The following is a 25,413-nucleotide window of genomic DNA, read 5'->3' as shown; positions in this document are numbered from 1 at the left end:
TCGACGAGGTGTTCGATGTCGGTGTCGCTGTGCAGCGGCGTCGGGGTGATGCGCAGCCGCTCGGTCTTCTTCGGCACCGTCGGGTAGTTGATCGGCTGCACGTAGACACCGCAATTGTCGAGCAGCAGGTCGGAGATCCACTTGCACTTGGCCGCATCGCCGACCATGACAGGCACGATGTGGCTCGGGTTCGGCATATGCGGGATGCCGCGCTGATCGAGCAGCGCCCTCAGCTTGCGGACCCGATCCTGGTGGCGTGCCCGCTCGAACGGGCTGACCTTCAGATGCTGGATCGAGGCAACCGCACCGGCAGCAAGCGCCGGCGGCAGCGCCGTCGTGAAGATAAAACCAGACGCAAACGAGCGGATGAAGTCGCACAGCGCCGTCGAGGCGGCGATATAGCCGCCCATGACGCCGAACGCCTTGCCGAGCGTGCCCTCGATGACAGTCAGGCGGTCCATCAGCCCTTCGCGTTCGGCAATGCCGCCGCCGCGCGGCCCGTACATGCCGACGGCATGCACTTCGTCGAGATAGGTCATCGCGCCGTACTTGTCGGCGAGGTCACAGATCTCCTTGATCGGGGCGATATCGCCATCCATCGAATAGACCGATTCGAAGGCGATCAGCTTCGGCGCCTTCGGATCGGCAGCCGCCAGCTTGGCTTCGAGATCATGGATGTCGTTGTGCTTCCAGATCACCTTCTCGCACTTGGCGTAGCGAATGCCTTCAATCATCGACGCATGGTTCAGCGCGTCGGAGAAGATGATGAGGCCGGGGATCTTGGCGCCAAGCGTGCCGAGCGCCGCCCAGTTGGAGACGTAGCCCGAGGTGAAGATCAGTGCCGCTTCCTTGCCGTGAAGATCAGCCAGCTCGCGCTCGAGCAGAACGTGGTAGTGGGTGGTGCCAGAGATATTCCGGGTGCCTCCCGCACCCGCGCCACAGTGATCGATGGCATTCTTCATCGCCTCGACCACCTTGGGGTGCTGGCCCATGCCGAGATAGTCGTTGGAGCACCAGACCGTGACTTCCTTCGGGCCGTCCGCCGTGTGTCGCGTGGCGCGCGGAAAGCTGCCGCGGTGACGCTCAAGATCGGCAAAAACGCGATAACGGCCTTCGCTGTGAAGCCCGTCCAGCTCGCTTTTGAAAAACGCTTCGAAATCCATGTCATGCTCCAGTGTCGTGCGAGCGTTTGTTGCCAACCGACGCACGCACGTCAACCCTTTGCCATCGCTTTACCATCAACTGCGGCAAAAGGCCCATAGCCTTGAATTATTTTAATTCGAAAAAGCTCGTTCTGGCCAGACGCAGCGAAGAATCGCGAGGCAGACACGCCGCCTCGCGATCCGACCGTTTGTGTCAGCCGGCCTCGGCGACGGCGCGTTTGGCCATCACTTTGATCAGGTTGGCGCGGTATTCCGCACTCGCATGCAAATCCGACATCAGTCCGGCAGGATTGACATCGATGCCAGTGATCGAGCCGGCGGACCAGTTCGCGTTGAGGGCGGTTTCCATGGCGGTTTCGCGGAAAACGCCGTTGGCTCCCGCCCCAGTGACGGCAACCCGAACGCCGCCGGCACCTTTGGCAACGAAGACTCCCGCCATCGCATAACGCGATGCCGGATTTGGAAACTTCGAATAGCCCGCTTTCTCGGGCGCCTCGAAATTGATCGCGGTGACCAGCTCGCCATCGTCCAAGGCCGTCTCGAACAAGCCGGTAAAGAAATCGTCAGCAGCAATCTCGCGCTTGTTGGTGACGATGCTGGCATTCAGCGCCAACATGGCCGAGGGATAGTCCGCCGCGGGGTCGTTGTTGGCGATCGAACCGCCGATCGTGCCCATATGACGAACATGCGGATCGCCGATCATGCCGGCGAGGTCGCAGATGGCGGGACAAATCGCACGCAGAGCCGCTGATGCAGCGACTTCGGCGTGCGATGTGGCCGCCCCGATGGTCACCTTGCGACCATCGACCTTGATTCCCTGCATCGCCGGAATATGCCTGAGATCGACGAGGTCACTCGGCGCGGCGAGACGCTGCTTCATCGTCGGTATGAGCGTCATGCCGCCGGAGACATATTTGCCTTCCGATGCTCCCGAAATCATCCTGACGGCTTCATCGACCGAGGACGCGCGGTGATAGTTGGTCTGATACATCGTCGTTCCTCCTCAATGAACCGCGCGCGCTGCCATCCACACTTTCTGTGGTGTGGCGGGCATCGTCAGCATATTGTTGCCGATAGCATCGGTGATGGCATTGATGAGTGCCGGCGGAGACCCGATCGCGCCAGCCTCACCGCACCCCTTGATGCCGAGCGGATTGCTCGGGGACGGCGTTACCTGATGCGACACCTTGAACGACGGCAAGTCGTCGGCGCGCGGCATGGCGTAGTCCATGAAACTTGCCGTCAACAACTGACCGTTCTCGTCATAGTGCACGCCCTCGAGCAGGGCCTGACCGATCCCCTGCGCAATACCGCCATGCACCTGGCCCTCGACAATCATCGGATTGATGATGTTGCCGAAATCGTCCGCGGCTACAAACTGGATGATCTCGGTCTTGCCGGTCTCCGGATCGACTTCCACTTCACAGATGTAGCAGCCGGCGGGGAAGGTGAAGTTGGACGGGTCGTAGAAGGCAGTTTCCTTCAGCCCCGGCTCCATGCCGCCCGGCAGGTTGTGTGCGGTGTAGGCGGCCAGCGCCACCTGGAACCAGGGAAGGCTCTTGTCTGTACCGGCAACCTTCACCTCACCGTTCTCGATGACGATATCGCCTTCGTCGGCTTCCATCAGATGGGCGGCGATCTTCTTGGCCTTGGCTTCGACCTTGTCGAGCGCCTTGACCACAGCAGACATGCCGACAGCGCCTGAACGCGAGCCGTAGGTGCCCATGCCCATCTGCACCTTGTCGGTGTCGCCATGCACGATCGACACGCTCTCCAGCGGAACGCCGAGACGATCCGACACAAGCTGCGCGAATGTCGTCTCGTGCCCCTGCCCGTGGCTGTGCGACCCGGTGAGCACTTCTATCGTGCCTACCGCATTGACGCGAACCTCTGCCGACTCCCACAAGCCGACGCCCGCACCAAGCGATCCGACCGCCTGCGAGGGCGCTATGCCGCACGCCTCGATGTAGCAGCTCATGCCGAGACCGCGCTTCAGGCCGCGGTTGGCAGCCTCGGCCTTGCGCGCCGGGAAGCCGTTCCAGTCGGCCGCCTGCATCGCCGCATTGAGCGATGCTTCGTAGTCGCCCGCGTCATAGTTCATGATCACAGGCGTCTGATGCGGGAAGGCCCGGATGAAGTTCTTCCGCCGCAACTCGGCGGGCGAAATACCAAGCTCGCGGGCCGCCGTTTCCATCGTCCGTTCAAGCAGGAAGGTCGCCTCGGGACGGCCGGCACCACGATAGGCGTCAACCGGCGCGGTGTTGGTGTAGACCGTCCGCACGTTGGCATGGATGGCCGGAATATCGTATTGGCCTGACAGCAGCGTCGCGTAGAGATAGGTCGGAACCGCCGACGAAAACAGCGACATATAGGCGCCGAGATTGCAGATGGTGTCGACCTTCAGCCCGATGATGCGATGGTCGCTGTCGAAAGCCATTTTGACCTTGGAGACGTGGTCGCGGCCATGCGCATCCGTGAGGAAGGCCTCCGTGCGATCGGAGTTCCATTTCACCGGTACGCCTGTTTTCTTGGAAGCCCAGAGACAAACGATCTCCTCAGGATAGATGTAGATCTTCGAGCCGAAGCCGCCGCCGACATCTGGGGCGATCACCCGAAGCTTGTTCTCGGGCGCGACATTGTAGAACGCGCTCATCACGAGGCGCGCGACATGCGGGTTCTGGCTGGTCGTGTAGCAGGTATAGTGATCCTCGGCAGCGTCATAGATACCGAGCGCAGCGCGCGGCTCCATCGCATTGGGAGACAGGCGGTTGTTGTGGATCTCGATTTCCGTGACGTGCGCCGCTTCGGAAATGGCCTTGTCGGTTGCCGCACCATCGCCGAGCTGCCAGTCGAAGATCAGGTTATTCTGAGCTTCCGGATGAAGTTGCGGCGCTCCTGGTTTCAGCGCCTCGACTGCCTCGACGACCACAGGCAATTCCTCGTAGTCGATGACGACGGCTTCCGCGGCATCGCGCGCTTCGGCGAGCGAGTCTGCGACAACGATGGCAACGGCATCGCCGACATAACGAACGGTCTCCACCGCCAGCGGGCGCCAGGCGCCCATCTTCATCGGCGAACCATCCTTCGAATGGATCATCCAGCCGCAGATGAGGTTGCCGATCCCGTCAGCGAGCAACTGCTTGCCATCAAGCACGTCGATAACGCCCGGCATTGCCTTTGCCGAGGCGGCATCAATCCTCGTGATCTTGGCATGCGCATGCGGACTGCGGATGAAATAGGCGAATTTCATGCCCGGCACGACCATGTCGTCCGTGTAACGGCCCTTGCCGGTCAGGAACCGCTTGTCTTCTTTTCGTGCGACGCGCGCACCAATTCCTTCAACACCCATAATGTCCTCCCAATGGGGTTTCGGGCCTGGCATTCCGCCAAAGAGAATCGTGTTCGGCAGTCAGCCAGACAATCCTGAGAGCTACTCGGCCGCCTGCTTGGCAGCGCCATGCATCTGCTCGTTGGCAGACAGAACGGCTTTGACGATGTTGTGGTAGCCGGTGCAGCGACAGATATTGCCGTCGAGCTCGTGGCGGACCGTTTTCTCGTCCAGATCGCCTCCGTGGCGCGAAATCATGTCGACGGCCGTCATCACCATGCCTGGCGTGCAGAAGCCGCATTGCAGGCCGTGGTGTTCCTTGAAGGCAGCCTGAACAGGATGCAGCTCACCGTTGCTGGCAAGCCCCTCGATGGTGGTGATCGTCGAACCCGACGCCTGGACGGCAAGGATCGAGCAGCTCTTCACCGACTTGCCATCCATGTGAACGACACATGCACCGCATTGGTTGGTATCGCAGCCGACATGCGTTCCCGTCAGCCCCAGTTTTTCGCGAATAAAATGGACAAGAAGCGTACGCTCTTCACAGTCACCGCTGACTGCCCGGCCGTTCACCGTCAGTTTCACTTTCGCCATGATTTCCTCCTCGCGCCTCCTCCAGGCGCGGAGGGTATCATTTGACGTTTTCGCTTTGGGATCAACCACTACTTTAGGGAGGCTAACTAAAATTCAGCGCGTTCGGTTGTGGCGCATTTGCGCGCAATTGCACCACCAATTGTGCGAAAGCGGAAGCCAAAGGCAGGGTCGCTGCTTTTGCGCCACAGTTTGACGGCTAGCATGACAAAAAAGAATCAGGGACGGCCACAGCTCTTATTGAGGGCGACCAACCTAGGAGAATATTTTGATAAAGAAGATTGTCGCATTCGCCTTGATCGGCCTGTCGATCGCAAGCTGCACACCGACCGAGCGCGGGGCAGGCATCGGCGCAGCCTCCGGCGCGATCATCGGCGGCGCGGTGACGGGAAATGTACGCGGGGCAGCCGTTGGTGCGGCGGTCGGCGGCGTTTCGGGCGCTCTTATCGGCCGCGTCGCGGAGCAGCCGGGACAGTGCTACTATCGCGACGAGTATGGCCGCCGGTATATCGACGATTGCCGCGGCGACTATTGAGTCGGTCCGAAATCATCTCGAATCCCGGGTTCGGCGCCCGGGATTTCTTTTTTTTCCACCATTTCAGCGGCTAAGCGATTTAAAACGGTACACGTCGAGGAATTTTGCCGCTAAGGTTGCCGCCGGCCGGGGGGCGCGAAGCTTAATTCTAGTGTAACCAAAAGCGGTGGATGCAGATTAGAGGGACGGCACCGAAACCGGGTATAGCGTATCGGCGCGTAGGCACCATGTTGGTGGTCGCGGCTGCATTTGCGTTTTCGCCGGCTCTCGTCTCAGAGGCTTTCGCCTTCAAGCTTTTCGGCATCACTTTGTGGGGCAAGGACGACGAATCGGCCAGCGACCAGGTGCCCGATCCGGTGCGCTACGATGTGACACTGACGACCGACGCGAGCGATCCCGATCTCAAGGAAGCATTGGAAAACAGTTCCCGTCTGGTCGGCGACAAGGATCGGCCCGTCTCGGGCGATCTGGGCGTCGTCGTCAAGGCCAGAGACGACCGCGAACGCCTGCTTGCCGCCCTCTTTGAAAAGGCCCGCTACGGCGGCATCGTAACGATCAGGGTTGATGGTCAAAACATCGATGACCTGCCGCCCAATCCCACCTTCAATCGCTCGCGCCCAGTACCGGTGACAATCAGCGTTGCCGCAGGTCCCGTCTTCAAGGTCCGTGAGGTGCAGTTCGGCGGCGATGCTGCACGACGCAATCCAGCCGACTACGATCTTGCTCCGGGTGAGACAGCCGGTTCGCTGACGATCATCAAGGCTGGCGACAAAATCGTCGAGCAGCTGAAAAGCGAAGGCCGGCCGCTGGCGAAGTTGACGACCCGCAAGGTCATAGCCGACCACAGGACGAGCACGGCTGACATTGTCCTCGCCGCCGAGGGTGGCCCGGTCGCCCCAATTGGCGATGTCGGCGTCACGGGCGAGAAGAACGTTCGACCGGGCTTCATCCAGCGCTATTCGCGGCTGAACAAGGGTGAACAATATTCGCCGGAGGCACTGCGAAAGGCAGGCGAACGACTGCGCGCATTGGGCGTCTTCTCGAGCGTCACCATCCACGAGGCTGACGAACTGGCGCCAGACGGCACTTTGCCGATGACGATCGAGGTGTCGGAGGGCAAGCGGCGCTACCTCGGCGTCGGCGCCCAGTACTCGACAACGGACGGCTTCGGCATCAACGGCTATTGGGGTCATCGCAATCTCTTCGGCGAGGCGGAGGCGCTGCGCATCGAAGGGTCTGTGGGCCGCTTGGGCGAAACGACCAACATCGGCGATCTCGACTATTCAGCCGGTATTACCTTCACCAAACCCGGCGCGTTTGTACCGGCCGCGACCTTGCGGGCCAGTGTCCTCGCCAAAACCGAAAACCCCGACGCCTATACTGCAAAGCTCGTCACCGCCTCCCTCGGTCTTTCCTACGAGCTGTCGGACTTGGATACGATAACCGGCGCCGGCGAGGTGAGCTGGGAACGCGATGACGATGCCTTTGGCAACAACAGCTACCTGACCTTCTCGCTGCCTTTCCAGTATGACCGCGATGCGCGCGACAACAAGTTCGATCCGACCGAGGGCTATCGGGGGATGCTCAAGGCAACGCCAAGCTACGAGACCTACAACGGGACCTTCTTCTCGAGCTTCGAGGGCTTGATCACCGGATATCATGCGCTGGGAGCGGAGGACCGCATCGTTCTTGCCGGCAAGCTTGCCGCAGGTTTCCTTGTCGGGGCAGACGATCTCCAGAACATTCCTGCTACACGCCGATTCTTTGCTGGCGGTGGCGGCTCGGTTCGCGGCTTCAGTTACCAGGAGATCTCGCCCCGCAACGCCGACAATGAAGAGACCGGTGGCGCATCCTATGTCACTGCGTCATTCGAGACCCGGATAAGGGTTACCGATACGATCGGGATAGTGCCCTTCATCGATGTCGGGACGGTTTCAGCAGACATTGCGCCCGATTTTTCCGACATTCGGGCCGGTGCAGGCATCGGCGTTCGCTATGCGACGCCATTTGGTCCACTGCGGCTTGATTTTGCAGTACCGCTCAACAAGTACGAGGGTGGCACGGATTTCGGCATCTACGCTGGCATCGGTCAGTCATTCTAAACCCGCTCGCGGCTCGTGGCGCCTCGCGCGCCTTGAGCCGCCATAGAAACGGAGTAATGTCCGCGGCCATGCAGACACTGGCGAAAATCTTGAACTGGATCGTGCGACTGCTGGGGTATTCGGCTGGTGTCGTGCTGGTCCTTCTTGCCATCGCCATCGGTGTTTTCGGCTTCACGTCCTTTGGCGCGCGCATCGTCACCGACAGGGTCGCCTCGAGCCTTTCGAATCGGGATATGACCATCAAGGTTCAGGATCCCGGCGGGCTGCTGACTGGCGGGCTGCGCGCCAGCCAAATCGTGCTCTCCGACACCAGGGGCGTCTTCGCTCGGGTCGACAGGCTGGCGATTAACTGGAATCCCTTGGCGCTCCTAACCGGCCGGTTCCATGCCACAAGCATCGAAGCCGCGGCAATCCACATCCTGAGACAACCGGTGCGCACGCTTCCGTCCCGTCCGGCTGCAGAGGGTCAAAGCGACAGCGGCTTCTCGTTGCCGATCAAGCTCGACATAGACAAGATCGCCCTGCCGGAGATCAACCTCGCCGAACCGCTGATCGGGCGGGCCTTCACACTTGCCGCGGACGGCAGCCTGCGTGCCGACAATGAAGGCGGCAATGCCTCGATCAATGTCCGCCGTCACGATGTTCCGGATGCCAAGCTGATCGCCGATGTCGCCTTCATGCCGGATCGCAACCAGTTGCGGGTGAAGGCAAAACTGACGGAACCAAAGGGCGGGCTGCTCGCAGGTGTCCTGGCACTGCCCGGCAACCCGGCGGTGGAAATCAGCCTGACCGGAGACGGACCGATCTCGGATTGGCGAGGCCAGCTGCAGGCAGCACTCGACGGACAGCAACGCGCCTCGATCGAAGCGCACCACACGCTGACGCCGGAGAGCCTTCATCACCTCGACCTCAAGGGTGGTGGCGACCTCAGTTCACTGCTGCCGGCTGCATTCCGTCCGCTCTTTGCAGGGCAGACGAACATCGACGTCGCTGCAAACTTCGACAACAGAGGCAAGATCGACATCCAGACCGGCAACCTGGCAACCGGCGCGATGGTCATCGCCGCATCGGGCACGCTGGATCCGAGAGGCAAGAACAGCCTCAACGCCAATCTCTTGGGAACATCGGGACCCGTCGATTTCCGCTGGCCGCTGACCGAAGGCGAAGCGCGGTTTCTAATTTCCGGCATCAATCTTTCCCTGACCGGCGACGCCAAGGCCTCCCGCCTCAACGCCAGTGCCTCCCTCGATTCCGCCATGTTGCCCCAGGCGACGATTGGCAACGTGAAGCTGACGGCAAAGAGCGACAATTTCAATCTCGCCGGTCGCGCCGGAAGCGTTCAGATTACGCTCGCCGCCGGTGATACGTCCTTCGTCAATCCCGACATCAACCGAGCAATTCAAGGCCCCGTTACCATCACACTGCCATTGCAGATTTCGCCGGATGCGCTCGGCTTCAACGGTGCCACGATCGAAAGCGCTTCGGCAACAGCAGCCCTCAACGGTTCCTACAAATTGAGCGCCAGCGCGTTGACCGGCAATGCCAAGCTGACCATCCAGCCAGCCGCGCTGCCGCCTGCGGTCGCGACGCGTTTCAACGCACCAATCGTGATCGAGGGCCAGGTTGCAGGAACGGTTCCTTCGAAATTCAACGTCTCGAACCTCTCCATCAAGTCGAACTCCCTCGAGGCCAACGGCGCGGTCGTGCTCGACGAAGATAGGCTCGATGCCAACCTCTCGGGTCGTATTCCGGATATTCAGCCGCTGCTGGCGGGCGCCGCGGGCGAACTGAACTACCAGCTAAGCGCAAAAGGCAATGTTTCGGCTCTCGCAATAGCGGCCAATATCAAAGGGCCATCACTGGTAATGGCCGGCCGGCAGGTCAAAGACCTCGACATCAACGTTTCCGGAACGGCGGACCCGAAAGCGCCGCAAGCAGACATCACCGCCAAGGGCACGATCGACAACCAGCCGATCAACGTCAGCACCGCTGTTCAGGCCGTGGACGGAAACATCCGGCTGCCGTCGATCGCCGCCGACGTCGGCAACAACCGCCTGACCGGCCACGTCGAACTGTCGCCGGCATTCGCGCCGACCGGACAGGCGACATTCGACTTCCCGGATATCAGCCTTCTCGCGGCACTTGCCGGACAGAAGGCAGAAGGCGACCTGAAGGGATCGGTCGATATCGCCAACGACAACGGCAGGATCGCCCTCAAGGTCGTAGCATCTGGCAGCGGCCTGAAGCGTGACACCTTTGCCATCGTCAGGCCGGACATCAACGTCGCGGTCACCGACCTCAAAGCATTTGCCGCAACGGGCACGATCAAAGCGGAGGAACTTGCTTCCGGTCCTAACAAGGCTGAAAGCCTGGAGCTGAATTTCACGCAGCAACAGAACCGGACGAACTTCGATCTCGGCGCCAGCTATGATGCCAATCCGTTGGTCGCATCGGGGAATGTCGAGGTGAACGCCGGCACGACGCTGCTTCGCCTCGACCGTTTCTCGGCGAAACCGCGCAACATTCCGGTGGAGCTTGCGTCGCCGTCGGAAGTGTCGATCAGTGGCGGCACCGTGACGCTTGATGCGATGGAACTGAAGACGGGGGATGGCTCGGTCCACCTGAGCGGTACCGTCGGCGAGACTCTTGATATCAAGGCGGACATCCGGAATTTGCCCGCAAGCCTTGCCAACAGTTTCGTGCCGAAGCTCGATGCCGCAGGCACAATTTCGGGGAAGGTCGTCGTGACCGGCACACCGGCAGCGCCGATTGCCAACTTTGAGCTGAATTGGAAGGATGCCGCCAGCAGCCAGACAAAGGGCGCCGGCCTGTCGCCGCTGGCGATCGGTGCAAACGGGACCTTTGCCGACAACACACTCAATTTTCAAACGAACCTCAGCGGCAAGGGCGGCGTATCGCTGAAGGCCGCTGGCAATGTCGTGACCGGTGGCCCGAACGCGCAGTCGCTGAAGGTGGATGCTGATATCGTCAACATCCCGGCCGGATTGGCGAATGCATTTGTTCCGGATCTTGCCGCCGAAGGTTCGATCTCGGGCAACGTCACGGCGGCCGGGAAGCTGCCGGACCCGGCGCTCGATTTCAAACTGAACTGGAAGAATGCCGCGACGAGCCAGACCAGAAGCGCCAAGCTCTCGTCGCTTGGGCTGACGGCGAGCGGCAACCTCAAGGACAATATTCTCAGCTTCAACACCGACGCACGCGGTAGCGGCAGCATGTCGCTAAAGGCGACCGGCACCTACACCGTGGCAGGCGCCGACGCTCAGACGCTGAAGCTCGATGGGCAGCTCGCCAACATTCCGGCTGCCCTGGCCAACGGCTTCGTGCCGAATCTTGCCGCGGAAGGCATGATATCAGGCACGATATCGGCCTCCGGCAAGTTGCCGAAACCGACAGCAACCTTCGACCTTGCCTGGAAGGACGCGGCCACCAGCCACACCAGAGCAGCCCGCCTCTTTGGCATCAACTTGACGGCGACGGGCAATTTCGCGGATGAAAAATTGACCATCCAGAGCGACCTTAGGGCGGACGGCGGGGTGGCGTTGAACGCCTCCGGCAACGTCTCCCTGGCGGGAACGAAAATCCAGGACCTGACGGCCAACGCCACGATACGCAATCTTCCCGCAAGCCTGGCAAACGCCTTCGTCCGGAACCTCGGCGCCAGTGGTACGATATCAGGCACCGCGTCCGCTTCCGGGACGCTGCAACAGCCGACGGCAAACTTCGACGTCAGCTGGAAGGACCTCGCAACCACTCAGACGAGGGAAGCACGCCTTTCCGCCCTCGCGCTTGGCGCCAAGGGCACCTTCGCCAACAACACGCTCGATTTCGAGACGAATCTCGACGGCGATGGCGGCTCCGCCCTCACGGCGAAAGGAAAGGTTACTGTCGAAGGTACGGCCGTGAAGAGCCTGCAGGCGGATGCCACGCTTCGCAACCTTCCTGCCGCGCTGGCAAACAACTTCATGCCTGATCTCGGTGCCGAAGGAACAATCTCGGGAACGGCAACCGCGTCCGGATCGCTACCGATGCCGGCCGTCGATTTCAAGCTCGATTGGAACAACGCCGGGACTCGTCAGACCAGGGCTGCCGGCCTTTCTGGCCTTCGGCTGAACGCGACTGGCAACCTCGCCGACAACAGGCTCTCCTTTGATGCAACGCTGAACAGCACTCGCAGCACCCTGCTGAGGGCAAGGGGTACGGCAAACCTCCAAGGAGCCGGAGTCGCGGGCCTCTCGGTCGATGCCGATATCGTGGATCTGCCCGCGAGCCTCGCTAATGGCTTCGTCCCGAACCTGGGGGCGGAAGGAACCATCTCGGGCACGGCAAGGACGTCGGGAACAGCGACCAACCCGATCATCGATTTCAGGCTGGACTGGAGGAATGTCGCAACCACGCAGACGAGGGCATCCGGTATCCGGCCGCTTTCGGCGAACGCAAGCGGAAGGCTTGCGGACGGCAGGGTCGACTTCACGACGAACCTCAGCGGCGGCGGCGTGTCGATGAGAGCTGGCGGCAACTTTGTCATCACTGGACCGAATGCCCAGTCGCTGACGGCCAATGCCGACATCTCCAATCTTCCCGCCGGGCTTGCCAACGCTTTCGTTCCGGGGCTTGCCGCCGAAGGCAATATTTCGGGCACCGTCAGGGCATCGGGCCGACTGCCCTTGCCCGCTGTGGACTTCAACCTTGACTGGAGGGGCGCCGCCACCAGCCAGACCAGAAGCGCCGGGCTTTCGCCGCTCGGCATCACTGCGAACGGAAGACTGCAAGACAACCGGCTGACGATCGACACCAATGTGACCGGCGAGAGCGGGCTGTCCCTGCGGGGCGGTGGCAGCGTTGGCATTACGGGCAATCGCGCGCTGGACCTGCGCTTTTCCGGCAACCTGCCGTTCGCCGTACTTGGTGCGCAGCTTGCCGCCCAGGGCTTCGTTGCCGATGGCAGGGCCAATTTTGATCTGCAGGTTGGTGGCACCGCGGCCGCACCGTCGATCAACGGCACTGTGACGACCAGTGGCGCAAGGATCGTCGATGTCCGCCGCAACCTTGCGATCAACAATCTGGCGGCCGACATCCGGTTCACCGGAAACGAAGCCGTGATCTCGCGCCTGACCGGCCAGCTTGCCAGCGGTGGCAGCATCTCGGCATCCGGCAGCATCGGAATCCAACCTGCCTCCAACTTCCCTGCGAACATCGACGTCAGGCTCGACAGAGCCGTCTACGTCGATGGAACGCTCGTTGTGGCGACCGTCGACGGCACCATCGGTTTGCGCGGTCCGCTGCTCGCAAACCCCACCCTGAACGGCAGGCTGCATCTGGAAAGAGCCTCAATCACCGTCCCCGAGAGACTGCCAACCTCGCTGCGCGAAATCGACGTCAAGCACGTCAACGCCCCCAAGGGTGTTCTCGCCCAGTTGCGCGACGAGTCGCAGCAGGGCGCCCGCGCGAAATCCAACTCCATCAATCTCGATCTTCAGCTGGACGCTCCCTCGCAGATCTTCGTGCGTGGTCGCGGTATCGATGCCGAACTGGGCGGTAGCGTCACGATCAGGGGAACGGCGGCGGAGCCCATCGTTTCCGGGGGCTTCACCATGCGGCGCGGTCGCCTGACGATTCTCAACCGACGCCTCGATTTCACCAATAGAAGCCGAATCACCTTTGCCGGTGACCTCACCCCCGCCCTTGAGCTGGAGGCAAGCTCCACTTCCGGTTCCACGACGCTGACGGTCGATGTCAGCGGGCTCGCAACCGATCCCTCGATCACCTTCTCGTCGTCTCCGGCCCTCCCGCAAGACGAAGTTCTGGCGCAACTGATCTTCGGTCAATCAATGTCGAGGCTGTCGCCGGTTCAGATCGCCCAGCTTGCCGATGCCGTTGCCCAGTTGGCCGGCGGTCGCTCCGGATCGCTGTTCCAAGGCCTTCGCAATCAGCTTGGCGTCGACGACTTCGACATCAGCACCGATGCCAAGGGCCGCACCACCGTCAGCGTTGGCCGCTACCTGAATGACCGGACCTATTTCGAACTGCAGCAGACCACCGGCAAGGGCGGCGCGAAGGCGATCATCAATTTCGATGTCGGCCGTGGCGTGAAGTTGCGCGCCGGCGCGGGTGGCGACGGCGAAGGGGAAGCCGGCGTCGTTTACGAACACGAATACTAGAAGCTGGTCTTGCTGGTTTTCAGCAGGATGTTGGTTTCCGTCGTATTGATGCCATTGATGAGCCGGATGCGGCGAAGCGTTTCATCGAAGGAGACGAGGTCGCGGTCCTCAAGTTCGGCAATGAAATCCCATTTCCCGTTAGTGCTGTGCAGGGCACGCACCTGCGGCAATCCACGGAGCTGATCGGCGACCTTGTCCGCGAGCTTGCCGAGCACCTCGATCATGACGATCGCGCGCACCCCGGCGGCGCGGGTTTCATGGCCGGTGCGAACCGTGAATGCCGTGATGGTGCCGTTTGCAACCAGCCGGTCGATACGCGCCGCGACCGTCGCACGGGAGGCACCGGTCATTGCCGCCAGCGAAGAAACCGGCGTGCGCGCATTGTGTCGCAAAGCGCTGAGAAGTTCTTGGTCGAGATCGTCCATGGCTGCCACTTTGTCAAAATGCACTTATCAAACTGGTCAATCATAGCGCATTATCGGCACTTTTTCATCTATTTGTCGCCGCGCCGATATCTCAATATGCCTTCGGAAAACACGAGCTGGAGAGGAACGCATGCAGCCACAAGCAAGATCGGTCACACTCATTGGAGCAGCGCTGGAAGAGGGTTCGGGGCGCAGGGGCGCCGCCATGGGTCCGGCTGCACTTCGCATCGCGGGCGTCGACCAGACGCTGATCGATCTTGGCCATGATGTGGTCGATGCCGGCGACGTGCACGTCGTTCCGGCGCGTGATCTGCCGAACCATCCGAAGGCCCATAATCTGCGTGTCGTCGGCGCATTTACCCGTGCGCTCGAAGCCGGTGTCTATGACGCAGCCGCAGCCGGACGCTTTCCGCTCATCCTTGGCGGCGACCACAGCCTGTCGATGGGCACTGTATCGGGCATGGCGCGCTACGCCGCCCAGCAAGGCCGACCGCTCTTCGTCCTCTGGCTCGACGCCCATTCCGATTTCAACACGCCGGCGACCTCGCCCTCCGGCAACATTCACGGCATGCCGGTCGCCTATTTCTGCGGCCAGGCCGAACTTGCCGAGATCCTGCCGAAGGACCGCCCCTTCGTTGATCCGCGCAACGTCTTCCAGGTCGGCATCCGGTCGGTCGATGCGTCTGAACGGGAGCTCATCAAGGAGCATGGCGTCAACGTCTTCGACATGCGTTGGCTCGACGAACAGGGCGTTGCCGCGGCGATCCGCCAGATCCTTGGCGTCGTGTCCGATGCCAACGGCCTGCTGCATGTAAGCCTCGATGTCGACTTCCTCGATCCGGAAATCGCGCCCGGCGTCGGCACGACGGTACCCGGCGGCGCGACGTTCCGTGAAGCGCATCTCATCATGGAGATGCTCTGCGATAGCGGCCTCGTCTCCTCGCTCGATCTTGTGGAACTGAACCCCTTTTTGGACGACCGTGGCAAGAGCGCCCGGATCCTGGTGGAGCTGACGGCAAGCCTCTTCGGCCGCCGCATTTTCGACCGTCCGACCCGCGCCGCCTGAGGAGAACCGACAATGAGCAACTCGAAGAACCTGATCGACACCGAACAGCGCCTCGGCGCCCACAACTACAAGCCGCTCGATGTCGTGTTGACCCGGGGCGAAGGCGTCTATGTCTGGGATACCGACGGCAAGCGGTATCTCGACTGCCTGTCGGCCTATTCGGCGGTGAACCAGGGACATTGCCATCCCAAGATTCTGGCGGCGATGGTCGAGCAGGCCGGCAAGCTGACGCTGACCTCCCGTGCCTTCCGCAATGACCAGCTCGCCCATCTCTACGAGGAACTCGCGGCGCTGACCGGCTCGCACAAGATCCTGCCGATGAACTCGGGCGCCGAAGCCGTTGAAACCGCCATCAAGGCCGTGCGCAAATGGGGCTACGAGGTGAAGGGCGTGCCTGAGGGCAAGGCCGAGATCATCGTCTGCGCCGACAATTTCCATGGCCGGACGCTGAGCATCATCAGCTTCTCCACAGACCCGGACGCCCGCACCGGCTTCGGCCCCTATACGCCCGGCTTCCGCACGATCCCCTTCGGCGACGCCGACGCGTTTGCCGCCGCCATCAACGAAAACACCGTTGCGGCGCTGATCGAGCCGATTCAGGGCGAAGCAGGCGTCATCATCCCGCCAACCGGCTATTTCAAGCGCGTGCGGGAACTCTGCACTCAACACAAGGTGACCTTGATCCTCGACGAGATCCAGACTGGCCTCGGCCGTACTGGTAAGCTTTTGGCGGAAGAGCACGAGGGGATCGAGGCCGACGTGACGCTGATCGGCAAGGCGCTCTCCGGCGGCTTCTATCCGGTCTCAGCGGTGCTTTCCAATTCCGAGGTGCTGGGTGTCCTGAAGCCGGGGCAGCACGGCTCGACCTTCGGCGGCAACCCGCTTGCATGCGCCGTAGCGCGCGCGGCACTCAAGGTCCTGACCGAGGAAGGCATGATCGAGAATGCCGAAAAGATGGGCGACTATTTCCTGGAAGGGCTGCGCTCCATCCGCTCCAACATCGTCAAGGACGTGCGCGGCCGGGGACTGATGATGGCGGTCGAACTCGTGCCGGAAGCGGGCGGCGCCCGCCAGTATTGCTACACCCTCAAGGACCGCGGCCTGCTTGCCAAGGACACGCACGAAAACACGATCCGTCTGGCCCCACCGCTGGTCATCACCAAGAGCCAGGTCGACTGGGCAGTCGAGCAGATCGAAAAGACGCTGGCCTAGTGCTCATCTAGCTCGCTGCGAAACAACGACTGGTGTAGCGGCCGTTTGAAAGGTGAGCCCGATCGAGTTGGTCGAGCTCTCTATAGGGGAATGTATGGCCATTGGCTTATGGAAGCGCTCACCGGACCGTCGCCCGCTTGCGATCGCCCATCGCGGGGGCGCAGCACTGGCTCCAGAAAACAGCATTTCTGCCTTCAGGACCGCGGCGGCTGCCGGAGTTGATGCCATAGAGACTGATGTCCGGTTAACGCGGGATGGCGTTCCTGTTTGCGTCCACGATCCGGATCTCTCTCGGCTCTGCGGCGACCCACGAGCCGTGTCTGACCTCGATCTGGCGACATTGCGCAGCCTGCTACCAAGCATAGTGACACTTGGCGATGCCTTGGGCGCGTCTGACCCTTTGGGTATTCTGTTGGACATCAAGCTGAGCCACGAGGGGCAGATTGCGCAAATCATCTCCGACGTTGCGCAGCGCGGTGCGATGCGACGCGCGCTCATTGGACTACGCAGTATTGCACTGATCGACACCACCCGCCGCTTGTCGAAAGACGTCGCGATCCTAGCCTTTCTCGAGGATCCTGCCTGCGCTGATGCGGCGCGCGCAGCCGGAGCCGACTGGTTCAGACTGTGGCAAGGGTCGGCTACTCCAGCTGTGTCTGACGCCGTTCGTGAGGCGGGAATGCGCGTTGCTGTCATGGTTGGGCAGCCTCGTTCGATCGCACTGCCGGAATATCCGCCCTTTCCGGTGGGCCAGGTCGATCAGCAGGGCCTCGAGCGCATCCTTGCCATCAAACCGGACGCCATCCTGCTTGACGATCCACGAATGATGACGCGGCCTACCGTTTCCACCTAACCAAAAATCAGCGACCCCAATTTAGATTTGGGCAATACTCTTCCATTAAGGTCCGGAGTAACCGTATCGATACTCATCCACCGGACGAGCGCGCACGGTTTGAAGGCAAGTCGATCCGCGCCAATGGTGGCGCGGTTGCTTCTGCCCTGGCTTTTGGCGGTTGGGACAATCTTATGGCTACAATCAATTCCACGAATTTCAGCGGCGATACGCTCGAGATCATTGCCTTCAGACTTCACGATCAGGAATTCTGCGTAAAAACCACGACGATCCGCGAAATCCGCGGCTGGGCTCCGTCGACGCCGATCCCGCACGCGCCAGCCGATGTCATCGGCGTGATGAACCTACGCGGCTCGGTGATCCCGATCATAGACCTCGCCTTCAAGCTCGGCATGAAGAGCACGGTCGCCAACGAGCGCAGCGCCATCGTCGTGGCCGAAGTCCACAATATGGTCATCGGCATGCTGGTCGATCGCGTCTCGGATATCCTCACGATCTCCTCCAGCCAGGTACAGCCGGTTCCCGAAGTCACCGCTTCCTTCGATCGCGCCTTCTGCGAGGGCATCATCGCCTCGGAGAACGGCATGATCTGCTTCCTGAACCTCGCCAAGATGTTCAAGGAAAGCGAGACGGACGATCTCGCCGCCTGATATCGGCTCTTTACCCAGATAAAAAGCCGCCTGGAGGGCGGCCTTTTTGTTGATGGTGTACCGGCAGGAAACTGTGGCGGCACACCGGCCGGACTCGGGCGCTGGCGTCGATACCCAGCGCCGTCTCCACCATTCGAGATCTTAGTTGGCGCTGGCCGCCGGCTCAGGCCGTTTGATCATAGGCGCGGCTTGGACAACAAGCGGACTGAGGCCATTGCCCTCCCGCTCCATGATCTCGAACAACTGCCGCCGCATGCGCGGTTCCCAGAACTTGTTGATATGCGTCGCCACGCCCTGCGCGGCTTCGCTCTCCGGTTGGGTCTTGAAGAAGGTCGCGATCTGGTTGGCCATATAGACGAGCTTGGACTGCGTATCATGCGACATCGGATATGCTTCCCGGATGAATGCGGTGCGGATGCGTGAAAATTTCGAAGTCCTCGCCTCGCACCAGGGCGACGAGGGTCATGCCGGCCTCCTCGGCGGTACGAATTGCAAGAGCAGTCGGTGCGGAAATGGCAACGAGGACGGAGGCGCCGAGGATTGCCGCCTTCTGCACCATCTCGACGGACAGGCGGCTGGTAACGGCGACAATGCCTTCCGCGCCGGATTGCCGTTGCCGAGTGATCGCGCCACACAGCTTGTCGAGCGCATTGTGCCGGCCCACATCCTCGCGCACCGCCAGCAGTCCCTTGCCCGGCACATAGAAGCCGGCGCCGTGCACGGCGCGCGTCTCGCGATGCAGCGGCTGCGCACCGTTCAGCAGCAAAATGGCCTGAACGATATCGCGATGAGTGACTTGGAGCGACACATCGGCGACGTCAGGAACCTTGCGAACGGCCTGTTCGATCGACTCGATGCCGCAGAGCCCGCAGCCGACCGGTCCGGCCATGCTGCGTCGGCGGGCTGTCAATGCGGCGGCGACCTCGTCGACGAGAGAGATCTGGACGTCAATGCCCTTCTCGCCATTGACAATCTCAATTGCTGCGATCTGCCCGATGTCGGAGATGATCCCTTCCGTGAGACTGAAGCCGATGGCGAAATCATCGAGATCGCCGGGCGTTCCCATCATCACCGCATGCGTGCTGCCGCCATAGGAAAAGGCGATCGGCACCTCCTCCGGAACGATCCGCTCGCCGGGCATGAGAACACCGCCGCTGCGGGCGGTGCGCTTCACGGCAAGGCGGGTCGGCCGGTCACTCATCACTCGGCAGGCTCCAGTTTGCCAACAATGCGGCGGCTTTGGCGTGCCTGCTCATCGTAGTCGCGCTGCCAATCGGTCGGGCCGTTGGACGGCGAGACCTGTACCGCCGTCACCTTGTATTCCGGGCAGTTCGTCGCCCAGTCGGAGAAGTCGGTGGTGATGACATTCGCCTGCGTGTCCGGATGATGGAAGGTCGTGTAGACGACGCCGGGCGCGACGCGATCGGTGATCAGCGCACGCAACGTCGTGTCGCCCGAGCGGCTCATCAGCTTCACCCAATCGCCATCGCGAATGCCGCGCTGTTCGGCATCGTGCGGATGGACCTCCAACCGGTCTTCCGAATGCCAGACGACATTTTCGGTGCGGCGCGTCTGGGCGCCGACATTGTACTGGCTGAGGATGCGGCCCGTCGTCAGCAGCAGCGGGAAGCGCGGTCCCGTCCGCTCATCGGTCGCGACATATTCCGTGCGGATGAACTTGCCCTTGCCGCGGACGAAGCCGTCGACATGCATGATCGGCGAGCCCAGTGGATGTGCCTCATTGCAGGGCCACTGCACGGAGCCCACCTTGTCAAGATAGTCGTAGGAGACCAGCGCGAAGCTTGGCGTCGTTGCGGCGATCTCGTCCATGATCTCCGAAGGATGCGTGTAGTTCCAGGGAAGGCCCATGGCCTGCGCCATCTTCTGCGTCACCTCCCAATCGGCATAGCCGTTGCGGGGACTCATGACCTTGCGAACGCGGTTGATGCGGCGCTCGGCATTGGTGAAGGTGCCGTCCTTCTCAAGGAAGCTGGACCCCGGCAGGAAGACATGCGCGTAGTTCGCCGTCTCGTTCAGGAAGAGGTCGTGCACGACGACGCATTCCATGGCGGCGAGGCCGGCCGCGACGTGCTTGGTATCGGGGTCGGACTGCAGGATGTCTTCACCCTGGACGTAGAGGCCCTTGAACGATCCGTCGACCGCTGCATCCAGCATATTCGGAATGCGCAGACCCGGCTCGTTACTGATCTTGACGCCCCAGAGCTTCTCGAAGATGTCGCGCGTCGCGTCGTCGGAGATGTGGCGATAGCCAGGCAGTTCGTGCGGGAAGGAGCCCATATCGCAGGAGCCCTGCACGTTGTTCTGGCCGCGCAGCGGGTTCACGCCAACGCCGGGGCGACCGATATTGCCGGTGACCATGGCGAGGTTGGCGATCGCCATGACAGTGGTCGAACCCTGGCTATGCTCGGTAACGCCGAGGCCATAGTAAATCGCGCCGTTGCCGCCGGTGGCGTAGAGACGCGCCGCGCCGCGCACGAAATCGGCTGGAACGCCGGTGAACCTCTCCGATGCTTCGGGGCTATGATGCGGCTCGGCGACAAAGCTTGCCCAATCCTCGAACTCTGACCAGTCGCAGCGTTCGCGAATGAAGGCTTCGTCAAACAGCCCCTCGGTCACGATGACATGCGCGAGCGACGTCAGGATCGCGACATTGGTGCCGGGCTTCAGCGGCAGGTGATAGGAGGCTTCGACGTGTGGCGAACGCACGATGTCGGTGCGGCGCGGGTCGATGACGATGAGCTTGGCGCCCTGCCGCAGCCGCTTCTTCAGGCGCGAGGCAAAGACCGGGTGTCCATCGGTCGGGTTGGCGCCGATGATGACGACGACATCGCTCTTCTCCACACTGTCGAAGTCCTGTGTGCCGGCCGACGTGCCGAAGGCCTGGCCGAGGCCGTAGCCTGTTGGAGAATGGCAGACGCGGGCGCAGGTATCGACGTTGTTGTTGCGGAAGCCGGCGCGCACCAGCTTCTGCACCAGATAGGTTTCCTCATTTGTGCAGCGAGACGACGTGATGCCGCCGACCGAGTCGCGGCCATACTGATACTGGATGCGGCGGAATTCCGAGGCGACATGCGCGAAGGCCTCGTCCCAGGTCACTTCGCGCCAGGGGTCGGTGATCTTCTCGCGGATCATCGGATTGAGGATGCGGTCCTTGTGGCTGGAATAGCCGTAGGCGAAGCGGCCCTTGACGCAGGAATGGCCGCGGTTCGCCTGTCCGTCCTTCCAGGGCACCATGCGCACCAGTTCTTCGCCGCGCATCTCCGCCTTGAAGGAACAGCCGACGCCACAATAGGCGCAGGTCGTGACGACGGAATGCTCCGGCTGGCCGATCTCGATCACCGACTTTTCGATCAGCGTCGCTGTCGGGCAGGCCTGGACACAGGCGCCGCAGGAAACGCATTCGGACGAGACGAAGTCCTCGTGCATGCCGGCCGAAACACGCGAATCGAAACCGCGTCCTTCAATGGTCAGCGCGAACGTGCCCTGCACTTCCTCGCAGGCGCGCACGCAGCGCGAACAGACGATGCACTTTGCCGGATCGAAGGTGAAGTAAGGATTGGACTCGTCCTTCGGCGCCCATTTGAGATTGAGATCGCCATTGTTGCGCGCCTTGACGTGATTGTCGCCATCATAGCCGTAGCGCACGTCGCGGAGACCTACGGCGCCCGCCATGTCCTGAAGCTCGCAATCGCCGTTGGCCGCACAGGTCAGGCAGTCGAGCGGATGGTCGGAGATGTAGAGCTCCATCACGCCCTTGCGGACATCCTTCAGCCGGTTCGTCTGTGTCGAGACCACCATATCAGGTGCAACCGGCGTCGTGCAGGACGCAGGGAGACCCGCCCGCCCCTCAATCTCGACCAGACAGAGCCGGCAGGAGCCGAAGGCATCCATCATGTCGGTGGCGCAGAGCTTCGGGATTTCGATACCCGCATCCATCGATGCGCGCATGACGGACGTTCCCTCGGGCACCGTCACTTGGTTGCCGTCGATGGTGAGCGTCACCATGGTTTCGGAGGTCGAGGCCGGCGTGCCGTAGTCTATTTCGTGGACAAGAGGCATGGTCTTACTCCGCCGCTTCGATAAGAGGTGTGGGAACGAAATCTTCGGGGAAATGCGTCATGGCGCTCATGACGGGATAAGGCGTGAAACCCCCGAGCGCGCAGAGCGACCCGAACTTCATGGTGTTGCATAGATCGGCAAGCAGCTCGCGGTTTTTTTCCGGCTCGATGCCGCGGGCGATCTTGTCCGTCGTTTCGACGCCGCGCGTCGAGCCGATGCGGCAGGGCGTGCACTTGCCGCAGCTTTCGACGGCGCAGAACTCCATCGCGAAACGTGCCTGCTTCAGCATGTCAGCACTCTCGTCGAAGACGACGATACCCGCATGGCCGATCAGTCCGTCCTTGGCAGCGAAAGCCTCGTAGTCGAATGGCGTGTCGAACAGGGAGCGCGGGAAATAGGCGCCGAGGGGACCGCCGACCTGAACCGCCTTCACCGGCCGCCCGGATGCGGTGCCGCCGGCAATGTCATCGACCAGGTCGCCGAGCGAAATGCCGAAAGCCGTCTCGAACAAACCGCCATGCTTCACGTTGCCGGCGATCTGGATCGGAATGGTTCCGCGCGACCGGCCGAGGCCGAAGTCGCGGTAATAGGCCGCCCCCTTGTCCATGATCACGGGCACGGAAGCGAGCGAAATGACGTTGTTGATGACGGTCGGACAGTCGAAGAGGCCCTTGTGGGCCGGCAGAGGTGGCTTGGCACGGACGATACCACGCTTGCCTTCGAGGCTGTTGAGAAGCGCCGTCTCCTCGCCGCAGACATACGCGCCCGCGCCGGTGCGGACTTCCATGTCGAAAGCCTTGCCAGAGCCCAGAACCGACGTGCCGAGAATGCCGGCGCTGCGGGCAATATCGATCGCCCGGCTCATCGCCGCGATCGCATGCGGATATTCCGAGCGGGTATAGATGAAGCCCTTCGTCGCGCCCGTTGCAAGGCCCGCGATCGCCATGCCTTCTATCAGTACGAAGGGATCGCCTTCCATGATCATTCGGTCGGCAAAGGTGCCGCTGTCGCCCTCATCGGCATTGCAGACGATGTATTTGCGATCACCGGGAGCGTCGAGCACCGTCTTCCACTTGATGCCCGTCGGGAAACCTGCACCACCGCGGCCACGCAGGCCGGAATCGGTGACTTCCTTGACGACATCGGCGGGCGACATCGAAACCGCGCGACGCAAGCCGGCGAGGCCGCCGTGAGCCTCATAGTCATCGAGGGAAAGCGGATCGGTGATGCCGCAGCGGGCGAAGGTCAGGCGCGTCTGACGCTTGAGGAACGGAAGTTCCTCGACCTCGCCAAGACAGAGGGGGTGATCGGCGCCGGCAATCAATCCGGCATCAAACAGCGAAACGACGTCCTTTGTCTTCACAGGCCCATAGCCGATGCGCTTGCCCGAGACCTCAACCTCGACCAGCGGTTCCAGCCAATGCATGCCGCGCGAGCCATTGCGCACGATCTTGGCGTCAAGGCCGCGCGCCACAATCTGCTCGGAGATCGCCTTGGCCACATGCTCGGCGCCCAATGCCATGGCCGCGGCGTCGCAGGGAACATAGATCCGGACGGTCATCGGCGTGCCTCCGAAATCAGCGCCTCGAGATCGGCGACATCCACCCGGCCATGAACCTCGCCATCCATCATCGCGGACGGCGAGCAGGAACAGAGTCCCAGACAGAAGACGGGCTCGAGGGTAATTGCTCCATCCGGCGTCGTACCGTGCCAGTCGATGCCGAGGAGCGCCTTAACGCGATCGGCCAGCGCATCGCCGCCCATCGATTGACAGGCCTCGGCACGACAGAGCCTCAGCACATGCCGGCCGGCGGGATGGTCGCGATAATCGTGGTAAAAGGTAACAACGCCGTGCACCTCTGCACGCGAGAGATTGAGTTCCTTCGCAATGACAGGCAGCGCCTCCTGCGGCACATGGCCGAACTCATCCTGGATCCCGTGCAGGATCGGCAGAAGCGGACCTTCGAGATGCTTGAACTGATCGATGATCGCGATGGTGCGCGTTGCGATATCGCCTTTGGCGACATGGATATTCATCAGCAGCCCTCCCACGGCCTGCACATTGCGCGTCGCGGGCCTGGGGCAGGCGGGCTTTCCTCAGAACCCTATGACCGACAGAACCGCTCGCGTCCGTTCATTATAGAACTTTCTCAGGGATGGACGAAGCGATCAATAATGCTGTTCCGTCAGTCGATAGGAGATTCCTATCAAAAATCGGGGTCTTCAGCGAGAATCCGAGCCTCATGCAGCAGGGCGGAAACCAATGGCGTGAACGGTTCACGATGCGTCGCAACCAGACCAACAAGATGATGTGCCCGCGGCTCGGTGATCGGGATCATCCGTATTTCGGCCGGAAAGCCAAAGGATTTCGCGACATTGCGGGGCATGATGCTGGCCCATCGCCCGGTTCGGACGTGCGAGAAGAGCACGATCATCGAATTCGATTCGAGCGTCGGATGCGCCGTGATGCCCACTTCCGCCAGATGCTGGTTGATGATACGGCGGTTTTGCATGTCCGCGGTCAATAGACAAAGCCGAAGATCGCCCACTTCCTTCCAGGTGACGCTGTCGCGCTCCGAAAGAGGGCTGCCGGCGGCGGTGATGAGATTGTAGTGCTCGGCATAGAGCGGCACGCTGGTTACTCGTCCGAGCGGCTCGTTTTCCAGATAGGTGATGCCGGCATCGATCTCGAGATTCTCCAGCATGCTAAGCACTTGCAGCGAATTGCGCGATACGATGGAAAAGGTCACGTCAGGATGACGCTCCTGAAACGGCGTAGTGATACGCGGCAGCATGGCCAACGCCGTCGGGATTGCCGCAATCTTTATGTGTCCCGAAAGGCCCGTACGCGCCGCCCGCATCTCCTGGCGCATCGTGCGGGCATCGCCGACGATGCGCCGCGCCCATTCGAGCACGCGCTGGCCCTCGGGTGTGAGCCCCTGGAAGCGAGAGCCGCGCTGCACCAGCATGACGCCAAGCTGATCCTCGAGCTGACGAATGGCGGCTGATAACGTCGGCTGCGAAATGCCGCACTCTTCCGCGGCGCGGCCGAAGTGCTTCTCGTTGGCGAGCGCGATAAAAAATTCCAACTTGTCGATCATCCGGCCTCCTCCCCGAATTGCAGCACAGCGTCATCTTCACGCTCGGGGAAGCGGTCCGCAAGGCCGGTTAACTGCCTTGTGTTCTCGAAAACGTCGCGAACAGAAAATGCAGCAGCAAGGTCGCGAAT

The 25,413-nt window shown here is 61.7% G+C and carries 18 protein-coding genes; 7 read left to right on the top strand and 11 right to left on the bottom strand.

The genetic code is table 11. From position 1 onward, the window contains the following. The 4 genes from hemA to AS026_RS30310 form a co-directional block, all read right to left on the bottom strand. On the bottom strand, positions 1-1,163 hold a 1,163-nt coding region (gene hemA / locus AS026_RS30325), incomplete at its 3' end, for a 5-aminolevulinate synthase (RefSeq protein ID WP_062374240.1). Positions 1,164-1,356: 193 nt separating this feature from the next. Further along, complete coding sequence (locus AS026_RS30320) at positions 1,357-2,154, bottom strand: FAD binding domain-containing protein (RefSeq protein WP_062374237.1); 798 nt, start codon at positions 2,152-2,154, stop codon at positions 1,357-1,359. A gap of 12 nt (positions 2,155-2,166) precedes the next feature. Further along, positions 2,167-4,512, bottom strand: coding sequence for a xanthine dehydrogenase family protein molybdopterin-binding subunit (locus AS026_RS30315; protein ID WP_062374233.1), 2,346 nt, complete (start codon positions 4,510-4,512; stop codon positions 2,167-2,169). An 81-nt stretch (positions 4,513-4,593) separates the two neighbouring features. After that, positions 4,594-5,085: a (2Fe-2S)-binding protein gene (locus tag AS026_RS30310; RefSeq protein ID WP_025662705.1), complete on the bottom strand. Its 492-nt coding sequence runs from the start codon at positions 5,083-5,085 to the stop codon at positions 4,594-4,596. A 268-nt stretch (positions 5,086-5,353) separates the two neighbouring features. Between AS026_RS30310 and AS026_RS30305 the strand changes: the two genes are divergently transcribed. The 3 genes from AS026_RS30305 to AS026_RS30295 all read left to right on the top strand — a co-directional run bounded on the left by AS026_RS30305 (position 5,354) and on the right by AS026_RS30295 (position 13,898). Next, entirely contained in the window at positions 5,354-5,617 is a 264-nt protein-coding gene (locus AS026_RS30305) for a glycine zipper domain-containing protein (protein WP_025662706.1), read from the top strand. 170 nt (positions 5,618-5,787) lie between these two features. Further along, on the top strand, positions 5,788-7,719 hold the full coding sequence (locus AS026_RS30300; protein WP_205634496.1) for an autotransporter assembly complex protein TamA: 1,932 nt from the start codon (positions 5,788-5,790) through the stop codon (positions 7,717-7,719). A 68-nt stretch (positions 7,720-7,787) separates the two neighbouring features. Next, the gene (locus tag AS026_RS30295; RefSeq protein ID WP_205634497.1) at positions 7,788-13,898 is read left to right on the top strand and encodes a translocation/assembly module TamB domain-containing protein; all 6,111 of its coding nucleotides are present in this window, start codon (positions 7,788-7,790) and stop codon (positions 13,896-13,898) included. Here AS026_RS30295 and AS026_RS30290 read toward each other — a convergent pair. Then, on the bottom strand, positions 13,895-14,323 hold the full coding sequence (locus AS026_RS30290) for an Lrp/AsnC family transcriptional regulator (protein WP_062374223.1): 429 nt from the start codon (positions 14,321-14,323) through the stop codon (positions 13,895-13,897). The genes AS026_RS30295 and AS026_RS30290 overlap by 4 nt on opposite strands. Positions 14,324-14,453: 130 nt before the next feature. Between AS026_RS30290 and rocF the strand changes: the two genes are divergently transcribed. From rocF to AS026_RS30270, 4 genes are all read left to right on the top strand, one after another. Continuing rightward, positions 14,454-15,389, top strand: a complete 936-nt coding sequence (gene rocF, locus AS026_RS30285) for an arginase (RefSeq protein WP_025662709.1) — start codon at positions 14,454-14,456, stop codon at positions 15,387-15,389. A gap of 12 nt (positions 15,390-15,401) precedes the next feature. Next, the gene (rocD, locus tag AS026_RS30280) at positions 15,402-16,601 is read left to right on the top strand and encodes an ornithine--oxo-acid transaminase (protein WP_025662710.1); all 1,200 of its coding nucleotides are present in this window, start codon (positions 15,402-15,404) and stop codon (positions 16,599-16,601) included. 94 nt (positions 16,602-16,695) lie between these two features. Then, on the top strand, positions 16,696-17,454 hold the full coding sequence (locus AS026_RS30275; protein ID WP_062374220.1) for a glycerophosphodiester phosphodiesterase: 759 nt from the start codon (positions 16,696-16,698) through the stop codon (positions 17,452-17,454). A 173-nt stretch (positions 17,455-17,627) separates the two neighbouring features. Beyond that, on the top strand, positions 17,628-18,104 hold the full coding sequence (locus AS026_RS30270; RefSeq protein WP_007796914.1) for a chemotaxis protein CheW: 477 nt from the start codon (positions 17,628-17,630) through the stop codon (positions 18,102-18,104). Between the two features lie 141 nt (positions 18,105-18,245). On the opposite strand, the gene AS026_RS30265 is transcribed toward AS026_RS30270, so the two are convergent. The 6 genes from AS026_RS30265 to AS026_RS30240 all read right to left on the bottom strand — a co-directional run bounded on the left by AS026_RS30265 (position 18,246) and on the right by AS026_RS30240 (position 25,285). Continuing rightward, positions 18,246-18,488 carry a formate dehydrogenase subunit delta gene (locus AS026_RS30265; RefSeq protein WP_025658214.1) on the bottom strand — a complete coding sequence of 81 codons (243 nt, stop codon included), beginning with the start codon at positions 18,486-18,488 and terminating at the stop codon, positions 18,246-18,248. Next, on the bottom strand, positions 18,478-19,305 hold the full coding sequence (fdhD, locus tag AS026_RS30260; RefSeq protein ID WP_062374217.1) for a formate dehydrogenase accessory sulfurtransferase FdhD: 828 nt from the start codon (positions 19,303-19,305) through the stop codon (positions 18,478-18,480). Before fdhD ends, AS026_RS30265 begins: the two co-directional genes overlap by 11 nt. Next, positions 19,305-22,184 carry a formate dehydrogenase subunit alpha gene (gene fdhF / locus AS026_RS30255; RefSeq protein ID WP_025658212.1) on the bottom strand — a complete coding sequence of 960 codons (2,880 nt, stop codon included), beginning with the start codon at positions 22,182-22,184 and terminating at the stop codon, positions 19,305-19,307. The genes fdhD and fdhF overlap by 1 nt, the downstream gene beginning before the upstream one ends. A gap of 4 nt (positions 22,185-22,188) precedes the next feature. Continuing rightward, the gene (locus AS026_RS30250; RefSeq protein ID WP_062374214.1) at positions 22,189-23,745 is read right to left on the bottom strand and encodes a formate dehydrogenase beta subunit; all 1,557 of its coding nucleotides are present in this window, start codon (positions 23,743-23,745) and stop codon (positions 22,189-22,191) included. Continuing rightward, positions 23,742-24,221 carry a formate dehydrogenase subunit gamma gene (locus tag AS026_RS30245; RefSeq protein ID WP_062374211.1) on the bottom strand — a complete coding sequence of 160 codons (480 nt, stop codon included), beginning with the start codon at positions 24,219-24,221 and terminating at the stop codon, positions 23,742-23,744. The genes AS026_RS30250 and AS026_RS30245 overlap by 4 nt, the downstream gene beginning before the upstream one ends. A 170-nt stretch (positions 24,222-24,391) precedes the next feature. Further along, a complete protein-coding gene (locus tag AS026_RS30240) occupies positions 24,392-25,285 on the bottom strand; it encodes a LysR family transcriptional regulator (protein WP_025658209.1) in 894 nt (297 codons plus the stop codon). Between the last annotated feature and the right edge of the window lie 128 nt (positions 25,286-25,413).

It is taken from the genome of Rhizobium altiplani, assembly GCF_001542405.1.
Classification (GTDB): Bacteria; Pseudomonadota; Alphaproteobacteria; order Rhizobiales; family Rhizobiaceae; genus Rhizobium; species Rhizobium altiplani.
This window is presented reverse-complemented; position numbering and strand designations above follow the sequence as displayed.